We start from the raw sequence: 16,489 nt of genomic DNA on the forward strand, positions 1-16,489 counted from the left end.
TCTCTCTGAGCCGGAAGTTCTTGAGAGCCGAGAAGGTCTCATGGTCCGATCTGAACCCGATCTCCGATCCGGATGCCAGCTTGAGCAACAAAACCGGCCGGTACTTCCAAGACATAATTAACCGGACCTGGTGAGGTGAAGGTTCCCTGGTCTTGGGGGGAAAGATTGGAATGCCAACCTACTACCCGGTCAGTCGCAATCCAGATAATGTCGATGGGGATCAACATCCCCCGCATGCAGAACTGTTGCCACGCCATTGCTGGCATTAAAAACAACATGCCCGTGCCCGCCTTCAGATGGCGGCGTCCCCCCAGCCCGAGATAAATCTTATCCAGACTGGAAACTACCTCCGCTTCTACGACGACCCGATTGAGGCGTACGAGTTCTAGAGGATTACCGGCGGCGGACAACCTTTGCGCCGATATTGGCGCTGACCAAAACCATGTCAGCAATACTGCAACGAGAACCCCCACCGGCAACCTAAAAATTCTCATGCTGGTCCTTTTGCTGAGCCAACGCTGCAAGCGCAGGTTAAATGAAGAAATTTATCTTTAATTTCTGGTATATCTATAACCACATAATTATATTGCATTTATTACTAATGACCGGCAACCAAAAACCAGAAACCGGCAGTAAACGTTCACAGATGGCATTTACAACCGCTCGCCTCCCAATCCGCAACGAGTTTTTGATATTTTGCAAGAGCGAACCCTCGGTCAAGATCAGCCATCTGGGACAGGATGACTTCTTTCTCTTCTCGGGTAAAATATTCCATGGCAGGAAGAAAGAAGTGTCTGTCTTCCTTAGCGATATGTTGGGAATAAAAATCCGCTAATGTCCCAAGGCTATTGAGGAGGTCAGGCAGTATCTCTAAACACCCTTCGTTATACTGCTTACTGGCTACCTCCAGGTTTGTTGTGGTCTGACGGCCCCAGATATGTTCCTGCTGTAATTCTTTCATCATTCTGAGATGTCCGGTCGACAGCGGTTTTTCTGCCAGGGCGGCAAACAAGATGCCCTCCTCCTTACTATGATGCAGCCGGTTGACGTAGTGATTGTGGAAATCCACTGCAGCATCGAGAAAGCGCTGGTCTACAAAGGCAAATCCCACGTCAACGGCGATGTTGTCCCGGATCCTCACCATCTCCTGATGTATAAGGCGTGTCATCCGTTCAATGAGGCGATGTTCAAGCATCAACGGATCGATGGGCAACATAAATCCTCTTTCCTTTCTTACGATAAGCTACCGTAAATCTATCCGCACATATGATCTATTCTGTTTTCCGAACACCTCAATTATGGATTCTCTCAGGCTTCGTCTGACATCCGCCCTTCCTGCAGATACCATCGGTCAAAATAGTGCAGGTGGAGGCGGGCTGCAGCAAAGCCGATCAGGGCCATGCCGAGGCCGACGCCGACTTGGGCCAGGGTCTTGCGATAATTTATTGCCTTAACCACGATCGGCCCGACAATCGAAGTCAAAATAGCCGTGATGAGAACAGTGGCAGTACTGCCGACGGTGAACAAGGCTGAATTCCACCATTTGGAGCAGATCCAATAAAATAGCGCCAGGCCGATCGCAGCCAGGCCTACGGCGGCAACCTGGAGAATTGGTTTCAGTTTCCAGATCTTGAATGCCGAGGAGTGAGCCGCTTCCAAGATATTCATCAGCTTCCGATGCTCCGCCTCCTTTCCGGGGACATTTTTCAGGGCGGGTTCAATTGCTAAGAAACCCCAGTCCGGCGGCGGTCCTTGCAAGGAAAAGCCCTTGATGTACTTTGGAAACTCATGATCGGTCATCAGATAGCCGCTTGTCATCAGGGCATAGGCCTCCTGGTCATTGAAGGAATCGAGATCGGTGCGGATTGCCGCCAGTTTTTGCTGCACGTCTTTGGGCAGGCCGTAGCTGGTAACATCGCCTGGGATAACCGCGGAAAGGGGTTCATCGCCGGGATCATGAGGGTCGTTACAGCCAATCCAGTCGATCGGTTTGACATTCAGGTCTTTTTTTAGATGGACAAACATAAAGGCCCGGATTTGAGAAGATCGGCGTCGGGAGTCAACATCCAAATACTGGGCCTCCCGTACCCGAGATTGCAGGATGCTGCTCGAGCGTAATGGTACGCTTACCATTCCACTTTTGGGATAGTTTTGGGATTCCATCTGGCCGCTGGCATCGCTGATCAGCATAATATCGCAGTCTTCCCCCAACAACCCGGCAATACCCTGATTATCGTGTACGCCGCCATCCACCATACGTACTATCCGATCCGGATAGAGCCTATCAAGTGCCAACGGTTCAAAGAGACCCGGAACACAGGAGGAGGCCGCTACGGCGTGCCCCAGGCGGATACTTTGATGCGGTACCGGGGCCTGGTCATAATAGAACCGGCGCAGACGGTCATTGCCATCGACTTCACTGCTGACCCCGGCAGGCGGCTCGCCCATCCAGGAGGCGGTAAATTGCCAGTTATGGCCGGTGTTGAGAGTGGCGGCGTTGAGAATCAGGATGGGGACCTTGGCGGCCCGGCGCCAGTTATCCTGCCGGGGGCTGAAAGCCTCCGAATGGCCCGCGGGTTCCACCAAGAGCTCATTTAGCCACCTTGGTGCTGCCGCCTCACCGTCCTCCACCAGCCGGTAAATCTCTTCTTCGTATAGCTCTCCCACCCGCTCTGTCCGGGAGTAATTCGGTTTGTAGATCATCTTGAGGTTGCTATACCAGTCTGCTGCCACCCGGGTGCGGATATTGCGCTGTACTCCGGCTAAAAAGTTTTTTTCGAGACGTTTGACAATGTCGATATAGTCCTGGCAGGTGATTTCGCTATCTTTTTTGGTTTTAAGGAGGTGACGGACCTCAAGATAATAGTAGGCTCCGACAATGGAACCCCCGGAAACGCAGGACAACACCTCTACGTGGCGCAGGATATCAAATTCGGCCAGTTTGGCCAGCACGCCGATGTGGAATAAAGAGGCCCGAAATCCGCCGCCGGATAGGGCCAGCCCGATTTTTCCGGTCAGGATTCCCCGGAGTGCTTCGGGGCTGACCGCAAACAACTGCATAAGCATCTCAGCGGCAGGATGCCCGGCAATGATTTCACGATCAGTAGATTGTCCACCATGAAGCTGCACCAAGCGGATTAGCCGACGTATGGTAGATTCATACTGCCAAGCGGGGATTTTTGGTAAAGCCATGGCTGTCTGCAGCCACTGGCTGGCTTCCTCATAGCGTCCGAGACCGAAATAGGCCTCGGCAACAGTGGCCAGGAATCCCCAATCTTGTATGAGCCCTTGGTGTTCTTTTGTCTTCGCTAATTCCGGAAGTTCTGCTATCAGCGTTTCCCGAAGCCGTCTGGCTTCCTGCTCTCTTTGGACCGCGGTTGCCGAAACAGCCCCGCTGCGCTCGGCCGCAACAGATTCGAGGTCAGCCAAAATGTCCAGCACCAGGGCAGCGTTTATGGCACAATAACCATAATCGCCCGTTACCCCTTCTTGACATCCTCGTAAAAAATAAGCTCGGGAGCGCTCCAGATGCTGCACCTGCCCATCAATTTCCCACCGGCTTTTACAGATTGAGCCAGCAATTCCCAGGGTTTCCGGGTCAATGCGGCTCTGGAGATCGTCTCCGGATTGCTGCAGAATCTGGAAGGCCAGATCTAAGCGGACGTCTGCCGGCAGCTCTAGATCGTGTGAAGTACAAAGGGCCTGCTGTTGGATGATGGCTCGGAGTAGTGCCGAATCTCCTTGAACTGCGGGTTCTTGGCGCGCCTGAGCCAACAGCCGACGGGCCAGGCTGAAAGCCTTTTCTTTAGTCAACTCCTTGGCCAATTGAAGCACCTCCCGGGATGAAACAGCCCGGCCCCGGAGGATTTCCCTGGCCCGACTCACCTTCACGCTCTCAGGTCGGGGACGTGTCTGTGACACTGCCATGGCTCCGATCTCCTCTATAGAGGTTTTCTCGATAGGGAGGGCACTGCCCTGTGCCGGGGATGCCCTCGTCTAACTAACCTACTGTCAATGCCCGATAATACTCGACGGTAAAGAGACTCTCGTTTAGATTTTGGGGATCAAAATGATTTAACTCACCCGCTGTATTTGTTCAGACCCAGGCTTAAGAGTTCGGTGGCCACTCGCTGTTCAAAGGTTTCGCCGACCAACTCCTCCAGCCAGGATTGATCGCCATCGACGATTTCCAGCCATCGGTGTCCCTGATTGTCTTCATAGAGCCGGAAGGTGGCAAAAGGCGTCTGACGGGACTTGATCAAGCGGCAATAGAGCCTTTTTTCCTGGCCATTGGAAAGGACAAATCTTGTTATTGTAAAGGTATCCACGAACACCCCCAACCTGCATGCAGGCAAGAGATGAGACGCAATCTGTGCAGCGATCAAGCCCCAGGAAGAAAACGGGGGTTAAGGTAATCTCCCTAACCCCCCTGATATAAATGGTGCCGAAGCGGGGATTTGAACCCCGACGGGCGTACGCCCACTAGACCCTGAACCTAGCGCGTCTACCAATTCCGCCACTTCGGCAAAAGTGGACTTTCTCATGGCAACGGCTACAGCCACATTATTTAGTATGATTAATCTGATATTATTTGTATAATATAAAATTTAGGTTGTCAATTCTATATTGACTTCGCTTGAAAGAAGAAGAAAAATAGTGGGTAACAAAGGAAGTTCATCTGGCGAGAGGCTTTCTTGATGAGAAAAAAGGCCGGATGAATCGGGATGCCAATGGTCCTCTATCGAGATCTTAACCTTATTACACAGCCTTTCAGTAGGCCTGTCATTACGATCGGCAATTTTGACGGTGTCCATTTAGGCCACCAGACGCTCTTTGGGTTGGTGCGAGAGCGGGCTGCAGCAGTAAACGGGCATTCAGTGGTAATCACCTTTGACCCGCATCCCATTAAGTTGATGCAGCCAGGGAGACAATTGCCACTACTTACTACGACGGATCAGAAGATCAGGCTACTGGGCGAATTGAACCTGGATATAGTTATCGTACACCCTTTCACCAAAGAGTTCGGGGCGATGCCGGCTCGGGAATTTATTCAGCACTACCTGCTGGAGCGATTGGGGGTTCAGGAAATAGTAATCGGTCACGACTATCGGTTTGGCCATAACCGCGAGGGGAATATTGCCCTACTGCAAACACTTGGTGCAGCCTGGGGATTTCCGGTACATGTGGTTGACGCTATTCAGGTCGATGAGATCATCGTCAGCAGCACCTTGATTCGCAACCTCATTAGGGACGGCAAGGTAGCGGCGGCGCGGACATTCTTGGGTCGGTCCTACGAGGTAACCGGGGAGGTAATCCACGGCCATGGCCGCGGCGCTCGACTGCTGGGTTTTCCCACTGCTAATATCAGAGCCGACAATGAACTTTTACCTGTTGCCGGCATCTATGCGGTTCGGGCTACCCTTTGGGGTCGGACCTATGCTGCGGTGGCTAATATCGGCGTCTGCCCGACCTTCGATAATGACGAATTATCGTTGGAAGTTCATATATTGGATTTTAACCAGGATATATACGGCTCGCATCTGGCGGTGGAATTCGTTCAGCGTCTTCGAGATGAGCGACGTTTCCCCAATATCCCGGCCCTGGTGGATCAGATCAAAACAGATGTGGAGGCGGCTCGACAGATCGTCAGACTCGAGGGCCGCGATCGACATGAGGTTGAAGTATCACGACAAAATACCTCTTGACATAATCATCTGAAATCTTTAAAATCTAAGTCAGGCGGGCATAGCTCAGTTGGTAGAGTACAAGCTTCCCAAGCTTGGTGTCGCGGGTTCGAATCCCGTTGCCCGCTCCAGAGTCTGGGTGCAGTGAGAGGTTCAATCTGCGCCAGTACCCGCTTCCCCTTTTGAGGTGACTCATAAACCGTGGGAAACTTTGAAGGCGGATGAATCGTGCGCTTTCGGGCGTAGCCGAGATGAGGAAAAGTCTTGGGATTTGGAAGTGGGCACACGCCCGCTTTTTTTTTTACGGTTAGTCTTTTGGGTTGGACCGAGGTCTTGGGATGCAGCCGGATGATGTGACCGGGCGTGTTACTGAACTTATCCTCCCGGTTCTGCAGGCTCATGACGTTGAGTTAGTAGAAACTGAGTTCGTGAGAGCCGGCAGGAGGTACATTCTGCGCCTGTTTTTGGATAAACCCGGAGGGATTTCACTAGAAGATTGTGCTTATTTAAGTAATCTTTTAGGAGAGCTCATCGATGTCCATGACGTTATTAGACATGCTTATATCCTGGAGGTCTCCTCTCCCGGCCTGACTCGACCGATAAAAAAGATTGAAGATTTTAGCCGTTATGCCGGACGCTTGGTCCGTATCACCGTCCGCGGCGGCGTTGGCAAACGTTCCTTGTATCGAGGTGAACTTTTAGGATTGGACGGGGAGACAGTGAAGGTTAAAGAAGGCTCCCGGGTTTATGCCATCCCGGTAAAAGACATCGCCCGCGCTCGCCTTGATATTGATTTATAGCCGCTAGGCTTTCAGCAAAAACACCAACGTAGGGGTAAGCTCGCAATCTTGATAGGATATCGATAATTCATCACTTTACTGTCATAACAACTTACCTTATGAAGCTAACACCTGAAAGTTGACTGCTAAGCGCTTGCATTGATTTTTAAACCGTCAATAAGAACGGCAGAGGAATTTATGATCGGAGATTTAAGGCGTCTCATTGAGCAAGTCAGTAGAGATAAAGGTATTGACAAGGACCTACTGCTCAACACTGTCATGGAAGCAGTGCGTTCAGCGGCTAAGAAAAGATATGGGGCCAAGCAGGACAATATCGAGGTAGGTTTTTCGGAGGACACCGGGGAAATTGAGGTCTTTCAATTTAAAGAAGTGGTGGATGAGGTAATCGACTCTGATAGGCAGATTACGCTGCCGGAAGCACGCCAGCTCGACCCGGAATGTGATCTGGGCGACAGCCTGGGTATTAAATTAGACGCCGGCAGTTTTGGCAGGATCGCTGCCCAATCTGCCAAGCAGGTAATTATTCAGGGAATGCGGGACGCCGAACGAGACATTGTTTTTGAAGATTATAAAGACCGCAAAGGTGAGATCATCAACGGCATTGTGCAGCGACAGGATAAGTCAGGCATCATCGTCAACCTAGGGAGAACGGAAGCGCTTCTGCCCATCACCGAACAGGTTCCCCGCGAACTTTATCGGCAGGGAGACCGGATCCGGGCTTATGTCGTAGATGTCAAACGGCAGACTAAAGGACCACAGATAATTCTTTCCCGGGTTGATGAAAATTTCCTCATCATGTTGTTTGAGGCCGAGGTGCCTGAAATACAGGAAGGCATAGTCAAAATTATGGCAGTAGCCCGAGAGCCTGGCAGCCGTTCGAAGATTGCCGTCGCCTCCCGGGATGCAGACGTAGATCCGGTAGGTGCCTGCGTTGGTATGAAAGGTTCTCGGGTACAGAATATCGTTCAGGAACTCCGGGGGGAAAAGATCGATATTATTCCCTGGAACCCTGATCCGGCGAAATTTGTCACCCAGGCCCTGGCTCCAGCCGAGGTCAGTCGCATAATTATTGATGAAGATAGCCAAAACATGGAGATCATTGTTCCGGATGACCAGCTTTTTCTGGCCATCGGGAAGCGGGGCCAAAACGTCCGGTTGGCAGCGAAACTAACCGGTTGGAAGATCGATGTCAAGAGTGAAAGCAAATACTCGAAATCGATGAAAGAGGGTTATCTGTCCCTCTTGAAAATTCCCGGGGTAGGCGAGATGACCGCCAGCGCCCTGTACGAAGCCGGATTCACCTCGGCCAAAGAAGTGGCGGAGGCAAATCTGGCCGAACTAATGCAAGTACCTGGTATTAATGAGAAAAAGGCCACACAGATATTGGGTGCGGCTCAAACCCTTATGAAGGCTTCCGAAGACAATCCGGAGACAACCGGTGTTGAAGAAATAGGTAATTTGGAGACCGGTTCCAACGATGTGGTCCAGGATGCCGATCAGGTATGAGACTAGGATGTTTTTACCTGGATACACAAAAGGTAACTCTTCAGTTGTTTGAGGCGAATACAAGATTCGCCCCTGTGGATGGGACTGTCGGTGCTGTAACGCTGGATGGTGAGCATTCCCCACCATTCCTTGATCTATTCTTTCAGATAGCTGAAGTATTACCACAAAAAAACTATTTAACTCGTTTCTGCTACAAGGATAAAAATATTTATGGCCAAAACCAGGGTTACGCATTTAGCCAAAGAATTTAATCTGGATGTTAAAGAACTTATTTTGCGCTTGCGGGAAATAAACATCGAGGTGGAGAACTATCTCAGCTCCATAGACGCTACCGATGTAGCCCGAGCCCGAGAAGTGCTCGCTAAAACTGTACCTCTGGTTGAGGAGCAACGGGTAGGATCGAATGTGAAACGTCGTCGAACATTGGCCAGACCGAAACCGATGTCAGAAAAAACCTCTGTTTCTGCATTTCGCGCCGGTCAAACTGTAGAGCAGGGATCTATCTTGCCGTCTGATAGTCCTGTTGCTGAAATCCAAGCACTACCGCCAGATGCCCCAGTTGCCGCTGTAAAGCCTGGAAAGCCTTTGGCAGCGCCGCCGAAGCGGCGTAGAACCGTCGATAAACCGGCCAAAATCATTGCCTTGCCGGAAGCTCCAAAAAAACCAGTCACGGTCGTAGAAGAGGCGCCGGCCGAGATTGCCCCTGAAATTCAAATACCGATCCAGTTAGAAATAAAGTCTGAGACCCCTGCTGCTTACCCCGCTGAGCAGGTTGAGGTTCAGCCCGATGGAATGCCGCTTACCGTGGAACCTGAAGAGACGACGGTTGCTCCTGAGATTAGTGGCCGAAAATCTTCCAGACTGGCAGAGGCCAAAACTCCGGATGCTTCTATGGCTTTGAAGCGCCAGAAAGCCAAGAAGGCCAGGAAAGATACTCCAGCACGTATCATCAGTCTACCCCCGGTGGAGGAGGCGGCTGCTCCTGTGGCAACCTCTACGCCAGCCCGCAGAACTCCCCGAGTAATTGAAATCACCAAGACCAAAGAAGAAAAACCCGTAGTGGCGGTAGCTGATAAGGAAGAAAAAAAAGGCAGGGTCAAAAAGAAACGCGGCAAAAAACCGGGGGCAGCAGAAGATGACGCTTCCAAGAAAAAAGCCTTCCGGAAAAAGGAAATCAGAGAAGGTGCCGAGCTCTACGAGGGCAAAGAGGCGGAAAGTATCGGGGGGGTTAAGAAGAAAGGGGTTAGGAAGGCTATCCGCAAGATGGCCAAGACCGAGTTGACGGTTCCTAAGGCCATAAAACGCCGGGTCAAAGTGGGGGACGCCATCACCGTAGGGGAATTGGCCAAAAAGATGGGCATCAAGTTCAGTGAATTGGTCAAGAAGCTTATGGGACTAGGCATTATGGCCAACATTAATCAACCCTTGGATTATGATGCGGCGGTTTTGGTTGCCAGCGAATTCGGATACGAGGTAGAACGGGCGACTCTCCTTGAAGAAGATATCCTCAATCTTCCAACCAAAGAAGAGGGTGAGCTCCTGCCCCGGCCACCCGTAGTGACCATTATGGGCCATGTTGATCATGGCAAAACTTCGTTATTGGACGCCATCCGGCAAAGTCATCTGATTGATCGCGAGGCGGGCGGCATAACCCAGCATATCGGCGCCTACCAGGTTTCTTTCGATCATGGGGAAGTAGTCTTTTTAGATACACCCGGCCATGAAGCCTTTACTGCCATGCGCGCCCGGGGTGCTCAGGTCACTGACATAGTTGTCCTAGTTGTAGCTGCTGATGACGGCGTCATGCCGCAGACCCTGGAAGCCATCAATCACGCCAAGGCTGCCGGAGTGCCCTTGGTAGTGGCGGTGAATAAAATTGACAAACCGGACGCTAATCCCGATCGGGTGAAGCGGGAACTGGCCGATCGCGGGGTTGTCCCGGAAGAATGGGGCGGCGATGTGCAGTTTGCTGAGGTCTCCGCCAAAAAAATTATCGGGATCGATGACCTCTTGGAAAAAATCCTCCTGCAGGCCGAAATCCTTGAGCTTAAATCTAACTCCGACACTCTGGCCCGGGGGCGGATTATCGAGGCCAAACTTGACAAAGGAAGGGGCGCCGTGGGAACAGTCCTGGTACAAAACGGCACCCTCAAGGCTGGTGATGTCTTTGTCTGCGGACTGGAATACGGGCGGGTACGGGCTATGTTCGATGATCGGGGGCTGCGGGTGGAACAGGCTTCTCCCTCAACACCGGTTGAAGTACAAGGGTTCAGTGGCGTTCCTCAGGCCGGAGATGAGTTCATTGTCTTGGAAAACGAACGCGTGGCCAAACAGGTAGCCCAGATGCGGCAACTGAAACAGCGGGAAGCTGCCATGGCCAGGCTCAGCAAGGTTACCCTGGAAAAGCTGTACGAACGTTTTCAGGAGGGTATGGTCAAAGAGCTCAATCTTATTTTAAAGGCTGACGTTCAAGGTTCTATCGAAGCCCTGACGCAGGCCTTGCAAGAGCTCGGCAACAAGGAAATCAAGGTCAACATCATCCATACGGGTGCCGGAGATATTTCCGAAACCGATATCATGTTGGCCTCGGCCTCCAACGCCATTGTCATCGGCTTTAATGTCCGGGCCAATCCCAAGGCCCAGAGCCTGGCTGAGCAGGAGCAGGTGGACGTACGTTTCTATGATGTTATCTATAATCTAGTGAACGATGTGCATTCCGCCCTTGAAGGAATGTTGGAACCGATTTTTGAAGAACGCTCCCTCGGTCGCGTTGAGGTTCGCCAGGTCTTCACGATCTCTAAATTGGGTACTATTGCTGGATCCTACGTGTTGGATGGCAAAGTGGAACGGAATTCCTTGGTGCGGGTCAAACGCAATGATGCCGTCATCTATGAAGGCAAGATTGCTTCTCTAAAACGCTTTAAGGATGATGTCAAAGAAGTTCAGGCCGGGTATGAGTGCGGCATCGGCCTGGAGAAATTTAACGAGCTTCATCCGGGCGACATTATAGAGATTTACCAGATGGAGGAAATTAAGCCCCATCTGGCGCCGATTGCCAGCAAAACCGAATAGCCCCCTTCCCCGCCTATGATCGTTGCGATGGCTTGCATAACCCTGCATCTGCCTGAAAACCGTTCGCTCAAAGGCAAACGCAGTGTATTGAAGAGTCTGATCGAAAAGATCAGGCATCGATACAACGCCGCCATTGCCGAAGTTGACGATCACGATCTGTGGCAGCAGGCAAAATTAGGCCTAGCACTGGTGAGCAACGACTCTCAATTATTAGATGCTATGATCACAAAAATTATTCGCTATATCGAAGATCAGCATGTGGCGCAGGTGGTCGACTCCCAAGTGGAACTCTGGCATTGGTAGCTATGCAGTTTCCAACGTCCCAGCAATGGAAGATATTCTGATGCTTACAGATTATAAGAGGCGCGATCGAATCGGAGAATTGCTGCGGGAAAAGATTGCCCTTATTTTACTGCGCAAGAGCCGCGATCCTCGGTTGCAGCAGATCACTATTACCAGCGTCGCGATTAGCGATGATCTGCGGCGCGCCAAGGTTTACTATCTAACCCGCGGGCAGGAGGCGGAAGTCCCCGCCAATCAGAAGGCATTGCAAAAGGCCTCGGGTTTCATTAAGCAGGAGTTGGCGCAGGAACATATCCTGCGAGTGATGCCGGAATTGATTTTTCAGCTTGACGACTCCTGGCGCCGCGGCGAGCGGGTGGATTCTCTCCTGCGGCGACTTGGCCAAGAGTCCACTCCCCCCGATGATTCCCAGGGATCGTCATGAACCCAAAGCCCCAGGGAATTATTGTTATCGACAAACCGGCCGGACCTTCCTCTTTTGGAGTAGTAAAGGCCGTCCGACGACTCTTGAAAGTAAAGAAGATCGGTCACTTGGGAACCCTGGATCCCTTTGCCGTCGGAGTGCTGCCTCTTTGTCTGAATGAAGCCACCAAGCTTGTTCCCTTCTTGATCGATGCTCCCAAGACCTATAGGGCCACCATCGTCCTGGGAACTGAAACCAATACCCAGGATAGTACCGGTGAAGTAATAGCGCACTGCCCGCAACTACCTGCTCCGGAAGAAGTTTATCGAGTCGCCGCGACGTTCATCGGAGAGCAATGGCAGACTCCGCCGTTGTTCTCGGCACTTCACTACCAGGGGCAGCGCCTCTACCAATTGGCCCGACAGGGAACCCTTATTGATATTCCGGCAAGGCGGATTAGTATTCTAGACCTGTCGGTAGAATCAGTGAATCTTCCGGAACTTATCATGACGGTAACGTGTTCCAAGGGCACCTATATCCGCACCCTGGCGGCTGATATCGGTTCCCGTCTGGGCTGTGGTGCTCACCTCAAAGCCCTGCAACGTCAGCGGGTTGGTCCTTTTACTCTCGACCAGGCCATATGTCTTTCCAGCAACCCGGACGAAGCAGATGTGCCTGGGCTCCTCGACCATCTTATTCCTCTTGTCGATTGTCTGCCACACCTGCCAACACTAGAGGTAGATTCCGGGATGACTGCCAAGCTGCGGCAGGGACAATCCATGCTGCTGGATGGGAAACTGATGGAGATGACCTGGGCCCGACCGGAAGAGCGATTAAAAGTTGTCTGTGAGCGCAGCCTCATAGCCGTTGCCGAGGTCAGAGATAGTGTTTCAGCAAGAAAAGTGCAACCTGTGCGAGTATTTAATCCCTGATAGAAGGGCATCTCATCCGGTCCAGGCGATGCTGGACGATGTTCCATTTATATATGAATAATATTTCTGAGGAGGTAGAACGTGGCATTAAACGTTGAACAGAAGAGTAATATCATCAATCGGTTCCGACTGCATGAAGCAGATACCGGATCACCGGAGGTGCAGGTAGCTATCCTGAGCGAACGCATCAGTTATCTGACCGATCATTTTAAAACTCACGCCAAGGATCACCATTCCCGGCGCGGTTTAATCAAGCTGGTGGGTCAACGGCGGCGTCTGCTCAATTATCTAAAAAAGAAGGATATTGAACGTTATCGCAGTCTTATCGATCAGTTAGGCCTGCGGAAATAATGGCCCAGCAAACGGAGGCGTTTACAAAGATTATGGCAAAAACCTTTGAAGTAGAGGTTGGAGGAAGAATTCTGGCCTTTGAAATTGACAAAATGGCGGCTCAGGCCAGCGGCGCGGTATTTGCCCGTTACGGCGACACCGGGGTACTGGTAACTGCGGTCGCGTCAGATCGCCTCCGCGAAGGCATCGACTTTCTGCCCCTCACGGTGGATTATTTGGAAATGTCTTATGCAGCCGGCCGGATACCTGGGGGTTTCTTCCGTCGGGAGATTGGCCGTCCGAGTGAAAAGGAGACCCTGACCTCACGGCTGATTGATCGTCCCATCCGCCCTCTGTTCCCCAAAGGCTTCTTTCACGAATTACAGATTATTGCGACGGTGCTCTCCGTCGATATGGAAAACGATCCGGACATTATCGCCTTAAACGGTGCCTCTGCGGCCCTGGCAATTTCGGATATCCCCTTTCAGGGTCCGATTGCCGCAGTCCGGATGGGCAAAGTTGGCGGCGAACTGATGGTCAACCCGACTATTTCACAACTTAAAGAAAGCACCCTCAATCTTATCGTCGCCGGCTCCAATGACGCCCTGGTGATGGTAGAGGGTGGGGCTGAACTGGCCTCAGAAGAAGAGATCCTGGAGGCCCTGTTCACCGCGCACGCCGAGATGCAGCCGATCCTGAGATTGCAAGAGCAGATGCGGGTCGAAGCGGGCAAAACCAAAAGACCTGTTTCAGAGATAATCATCGATGAGACCCTGAAAACCAGGGTGGAGGAACTGAGTCGGGCGTTAATCCTCCAAGCTATAGCCCAAGCAGAAAAAAAGGTCCGCCACCAGGCGATGGAGGATGGTCTGCAGACAGTCCTCACAACTCTGGAGTCTGAATACGAAGGACGTGAAAAAGAAATTACCGGATTTTATCATGACTTAGAAAAGACCCTGGTACGGGACCTAGTGCTTAATCAAAAACGGCGGATCGACGGCCGCAGCTATACCGACATTCGACCCATCTCCTGTGAAGTAGGGCTCCTCAGCCGGACGCACGGTTCAGCGTTGTTTTCCCGGGGCGAAACCCAGGCCCTGGCTGTCGCCACCTTGGGAACCGTCTCTGATGAACAGCGTATTGAGACGCTTACCGGAGACACCTTCAAGGCTTTTATGCTGCATTATAATTTCCCTCCTTACAGCGTCGGCGAAACCCGGATGCTGCGGGGACCAAGCCGCCGCGAAATCGGTCATGGAGCCCTGGCAGAGCGGGCCCTCAGTCGGGTTCTGCCCCAACCCGAGGAATTTCCTTATACTATTCGCGTTGTTTCCGAAATCCTTTCCTCAAATGGTTCTTCCTCCATGGCCACTGTCTGCGGTGGCTCCTTGGCCATGATGGACGCCGGCATTCCCATTAAAGCTCCGGTGGCCGGGGTGGCCATGGGACTCATTAAAGAGGAGAATAATATCGCCATCCTGTCTGACATCTTAGGCGACGAAGATCATTTAGGGGATATGGATTTTAAAGTAGCGGGCACGGCTGCGGGTATCACCGCCCTTCAGATGGACATCAAGATCGGCGGTATCAATCGGGAGATCATGAGCCAGGCGCTGCACCAGGCACGGGAAGCCAGGCTGCACATCCTGAGTCGAATGAATGAGGCCATCGACCAGCCACGGACTCAACTCAAAGAGAACGCTCCTAAAATCGTCGTGATGACCATTAATCCCGATAAGATTCGGGAGGTAATCGGACCCGGCGGCAAAACGGTGAAAAACATCGTGGCTGTTACGGGCGCCAAAATTGACATCGAAGATGATGGCCGGATTCATATCGCCTCGCCGGACGCCCTGGCTGCCAACCAGGCCATTCGAATGATCCAGGAACTCACCCAAGAACCGGAAATTGGACAGTTATACCGCGGAAAGGTTAAGAAGATTGTCGATTTCGGTGCCTTCGTAGAGATCCTGCCCGGCACCGACGGTCTGGTCCACATCTCGGAATTGGATAAACAGCGGGTCAAAAAGGTAACCGACATCCTCAAAGAAGGCGACGAAGTCCTGGTAAAAGTGTTAGATGTCGATCGACAGGGAAAAATCCGCCTGTCACGTAAAGCGGCGTTGGATCTCGATCAGGATTCGGTAAATCCTTAAAAGGCGCTCCCACGAAATGTATCAGAAAACCGTACTGCCCCATGGCGTCCGGGTGGTAACCGAGGCGCTTCCCCATTTTCATTCGGTTTCATTGGGAATCTGGCTTAACACCGGCTCTCGGGATGAGACCGCCGGAGAAAATGGCATGGCCCACTTCCTGGAACATATGGCCTTCAAAGGAACAGGGCGCCGCTCGGCCAGCGAGCTGGCCTGTCAAATCGACCAGTTGGGGGGAACTGCCAATGCCTTTACCACCCAGGAAAATACCTGTTTTCACGGCAAGGTGTTGGCTGCTGAGCTTCCCCGACTCTTCGATCTGTTGAGCGATATCCTGCTCAACCCGGTGTATGATACTGCCGAATTAGAGAAGGAACGCCAGGTAATTCTCCAGGAAATCGATGAACTCGAAGATACTCCGGATGAATATGTCCATGTTCTCTTTAACCGGCATTTTTATGGTGACTCCGCCTTCGGTCGACCGATCATGGGCAGTGCTGATACCGTATGTAATTTTACCCGCCTGCTGCTTTTGGACTACCGCCAGTCCCATTACCACCCCCAAGATATAGTAATCGCTGCGGCTGGCCGCTTAGAGCATGAGGCCCTGGTAAATCTAGCCGCCGCCGCTTTTGGGGATTTCCACAATTGCCGCTGCTCCCGTCCACGACAGAAGGTCGCCACCTATCCTGGGGCTCACAATTTCCTAAAGGATCTGGAACAGGTACATCTGGTCGCCGGCGGCAAGGCACCTGCCGCCGGAGAGGACAGCCGGTATATGGCAATTCTGTTGAACCTGATCCTGGGCGGCAATATGAGTTCACGCCTTTTTCAAGAAATACGGGAGAGGCAGGGATTGTGCTACTCCATTTATTCCTTCTTACACTGCTTCAGTGATGCTGGCCTATTAGCCATTAGCGCTTCCGTTAGTCCGGAAAATTTTGAGCAACTGCTAGACACCATTCGACGTGAAATCGAGGCCCTGAAAACCACCGGAGTCTCCCCCCAGGAATTGCAGGCGGCGGTCGATTATTCCCGCGCCTCATTGTATCTGAGTGCCGAAGACAGCGACAATCGGATGATGCGGTTGGCCAGGAACGAACTTAGCTTCGGCCATTACCTCTCCTATGAGGAAATAATCGATCATCTGGCCAGTGTCACTCCCCACCAGGTTATCGAAAAAGCTCAGGATTGGCTGGATCTGGGTAGCTGGCAAATCGTCTGCCTGGGGCCGCTCAAGGCATCTACTATTTCTATTGGCTGAACAACTATGGATTTATCCTGTTTTTGCCGATAGAATAATTGC

The 16,489-nt window shown here is 51.9% G+C and carries 14 protein-coding genes and 2 tRNA genes; 11 read left to right on the forward strand and 5 right to left on the reverse strand.

What is annotated here, in order from left to right:
- Positions 1–38: 38 nt before the first annotated feature.
- From DESAC_RS11340 to DESAC_RS11360, 5 genes are all read right to left on the reverse strand, one after another.
- The gene (locus tag DESAC_RS11340) at positions 39–494 is read right to left on the reverse strand and encodes a DUF192 domain-containing protein (protein ID WP_013707213.1); all 456 of its coding nucleotides are present in this window, start codon (positions 492–494) and stop codon (positions 39–41) included.
- Positions 495–640: 146 nt separating this feature from the next.
- A complete protein-coding gene (locus DESAC_RS11345) occupies positions 641–1,216 on the reverse strand; it encodes a hemerythrin domain-containing protein (protein WP_013707214.1) in 576 nt (191 codons plus the stop codon).
- A 92-nt stretch (positions 1,217–1,308) separates the two neighbouring features.
- Entirely contained in the window at positions 1,309–3,927 is a 2,619-nt protein-coding gene (locus tag DESAC_RS11350) for a tetratricopeptide repeat-containing protein (protein ID WP_013707215.1), read from the reverse strand.
- Between the two features lie 152 nt (positions 3,928–4,079).
- Positions 4,080–4,328 carry a hypothetical protein gene (locus DESAC_RS11355; protein WP_148231239.1) on the reverse strand — a complete coding sequence of 83 codons (249 nt, stop codon included), beginning with the start codon at positions 4,326–4,328 and terminating at the stop codon, positions 4,080–4,082.
- Between the two features lie 111 nt (positions 4,329–4,439).
- Positions 4,440–4,526 (reverse strand) — tRNA-Leu (locus DESAC_RS11360).
- A 198-nt stretch (positions 4,527–4,724) separates the two neighbouring features.
- Between DESAC_RS11360 and DESAC_RS11365 the strand changes: the two genes are divergently transcribed.
- From DESAC_RS11365 to DESAC_RS11415, 11 genes are all read left to right on the forward strand, one after another.
- On the forward strand, positions 4,725–5,705 hold the full coding sequence (locus tag DESAC_RS11365) for a bifunctional riboflavin kinase/FAD synthetase (RefSeq protein WP_083800283.1): 981 nt from the start codon (positions 4,725–4,727) through the stop codon (positions 5,703–5,705).
- 34 nt (positions 5,706–5,739) lie between these two features.
- Positions 5,740–5,815, forward strand: a tRNA-Gly gene (locus tag DESAC_RS11370).
- A 207-nt stretch (positions 5,816–6,022) separates the two neighbouring features.
- Positions 6,023–6,484, forward strand: coding sequence for a ribosome maturation factor RimP (rimP, locus tag DESAC_RS11375; RefSeq protein ID WP_013707218.1), 462 nt, complete (start codon positions 6,023–6,025; stop codon positions 6,482–6,484).
- A 177-nt stretch (positions 6,485–6,661) separates the two neighbouring features.
- On the forward strand, positions 6,662–7,990 hold the full coding sequence (gene nusA, locus DESAC_RS11380; protein WP_013707219.1) for a transcription termination factor NusA: 1,329 nt from the start codon (positions 6,662–6,664) through the stop codon (positions 7,988–7,990).
- Positions 7,991–8,200: 210 nt separating this feature from the next.
- The gene (infB, locus tag DESAC_RS11385; RefSeq protein ID WP_013707221.1) at positions 8,201–11,062 is read left to right on the forward strand and encodes a translation initiation factor IF-2; all 2,862 of its coding nucleotides are present in this window, start codon (positions 8,201–8,203) and stop codon (positions 11,060–11,062) included.
- Positions 11,063–11,089: 27 nt separating this feature from the next.
- Positions 11,090–11,365 (forward strand): DUF503 domain-containing protein, encoded by a 276-nt coding sequence (locus DESAC_RS11390; RefSeq protein ID WP_169311535.1) that lies wholly within the window; start codon positions 11,090–11,092, stop codon positions 11,363–11,365.
- Positions 11,366–11,405: 40 nt separating this feature from the next.
- Positions 11,406–11,789, forward strand: a complete 384-nt coding sequence (rbfA, locus tag DESAC_RS11395) for a 30S ribosome-binding factor RbfA (RefSeq protein WP_013707223.1) — start codon at positions 11,406–11,408, stop codon at positions 11,787–11,789.
- Complete coding sequence (truB, locus tag DESAC_RS11400; protein ID WP_013707224.1) at positions 11,786–12,700, forward strand: tRNA pseudouridine(55) synthase TruB; 915 nt, start codon at positions 11,786–11,788, stop codon at positions 12,698–12,700. Before rbfA ends, truB begins: the two co-directional genes overlap by 4 nt.
- 81 nt (positions 12,701–12,781) lie before the next feature.
- Positions 12,782–13,051 (forward strand): 30S ribosomal protein S15, encoded by a 270-nt coding sequence (rpsO, locus tag DESAC_RS11405; RefSeq protein WP_013707225.1) that lies wholly within the window; start codon positions 12,782–12,784, stop codon positions 13,049–13,051.
- Positions 13,052–13,080: 29 nt separating this feature from the next.
- On the forward strand, positions 13,081–15,186 hold the full coding sequence (gene pnp, locus DESAC_RS11410; RefSeq protein WP_373419371.1) for a polyribonucleotide nucleotidyltransferase: 2,106 nt from the start codon (positions 13,081–13,083) through the stop codon (positions 15,184–15,186).
- 16 nt (positions 15,187–15,202) lie between these two features.
- Positions 15,203–16,447: a M16 family metallopeptidase gene (locus DESAC_RS11415; RefSeq protein WP_013707227.1), complete on the forward strand. Its 1,245-nt coding sequence runs from the start codon at positions 15,203–15,205 to the stop codon at positions 16,445–16,447.
- The last annotated feature ends 42 nt before the right edge of the window (positions 16,448–16,489 follow it).

Source organism: Desulfobacca acetoxidans DSM 11109, from assembly GCF_000195295.1.
GTDB lineage: Bacteria > Desulfobacterota > Desulfobaccia > Desulfobaccales > Desulfobaccaceae > Desulfobacca > Desulfobacca acetoxidans.

What these genes read in the sequence shown, in the direction of transcription:
- DESAC_RS11340 (WP_013707213.1), bottom strand. Translation starts at nt 494, where the DNA reads ATGAGAATTTTTAGGTTGCCGGTGGGGGTTCTCGTTGCAGTATTGCTG.
- DESAC_RS11345 (WP_013707214.1), bottom strand. Translation starts at nt 1,216, where the DNA reads ATGTTGCCCATCGATCCGTTGATGCTTGAACATCGCCTCATTGAACGG.
- DESAC_RS11350 (WP_013707215.1), bottom strand. Translation starts at nt 3,927, where the DNA reads ATGGCAGTGTCACAGACACGTCCCCGACCTGAGAGCGTGAAGGTGAGT.
- DESAC_RS11365 (WP_083800283.1), top strand. Translation starts at nt 4,725, where the DNA reads ATGCCAATGGTCCTCTATCGAGATCTTAACCTTATTACACAGCCTTTC.
- rimP (WP_013707218.1), top strand. Translation starts at nt 6,023, where the DNA reads ATGCAGCCGGATGATGTGACCGGGCGTGTTACTGAACTTATCCTCCCG.
- nusA (WP_013707219.1), top strand. Translation starts at nt 6,662, where the DNA reads ATGATCGGAGATTTAAGGCGTCTCATTGAGCAAGTCAGTAGAGATAAA.
- infB (WP_013707221.1), top strand. Translation starts at nt 8,201, where the DNA reads ATGGCCAAAACCAGGGTTACGCATTTAGCCAAAGAATTTAATCTGGAT.
- DESAC_RS11390 (WP_169311535.1), top strand. Translation starts at nt 11,090, where the DNA reads ATGGCTTGCATAACCCTGCATCTGCCTGAAAACCGTTCGCTCAAAGGC.
- rbfA (WP_013707223.1), top strand. Translation starts at nt 11,406, where the DNA reads ATGCTTACAGATTATAAGAGGCGCGATCGAATCGGAGAATTGCTGCGG.
- truB (WP_013707224.1), top strand. Translation starts at nt 11,786, where the DNA reads ATGAACCCAAAGCCCCAGGGAATTATTGTTATCGACAAACCGGCCGGA.
- DESAC_RS11415 (WP_013707227.1), top strand. Translation starts at nt 15,203, where the DNA reads ATGTATCAGAAAACCGTACTGCCCCATGGCGTCCGGGTGGTAACCGAG.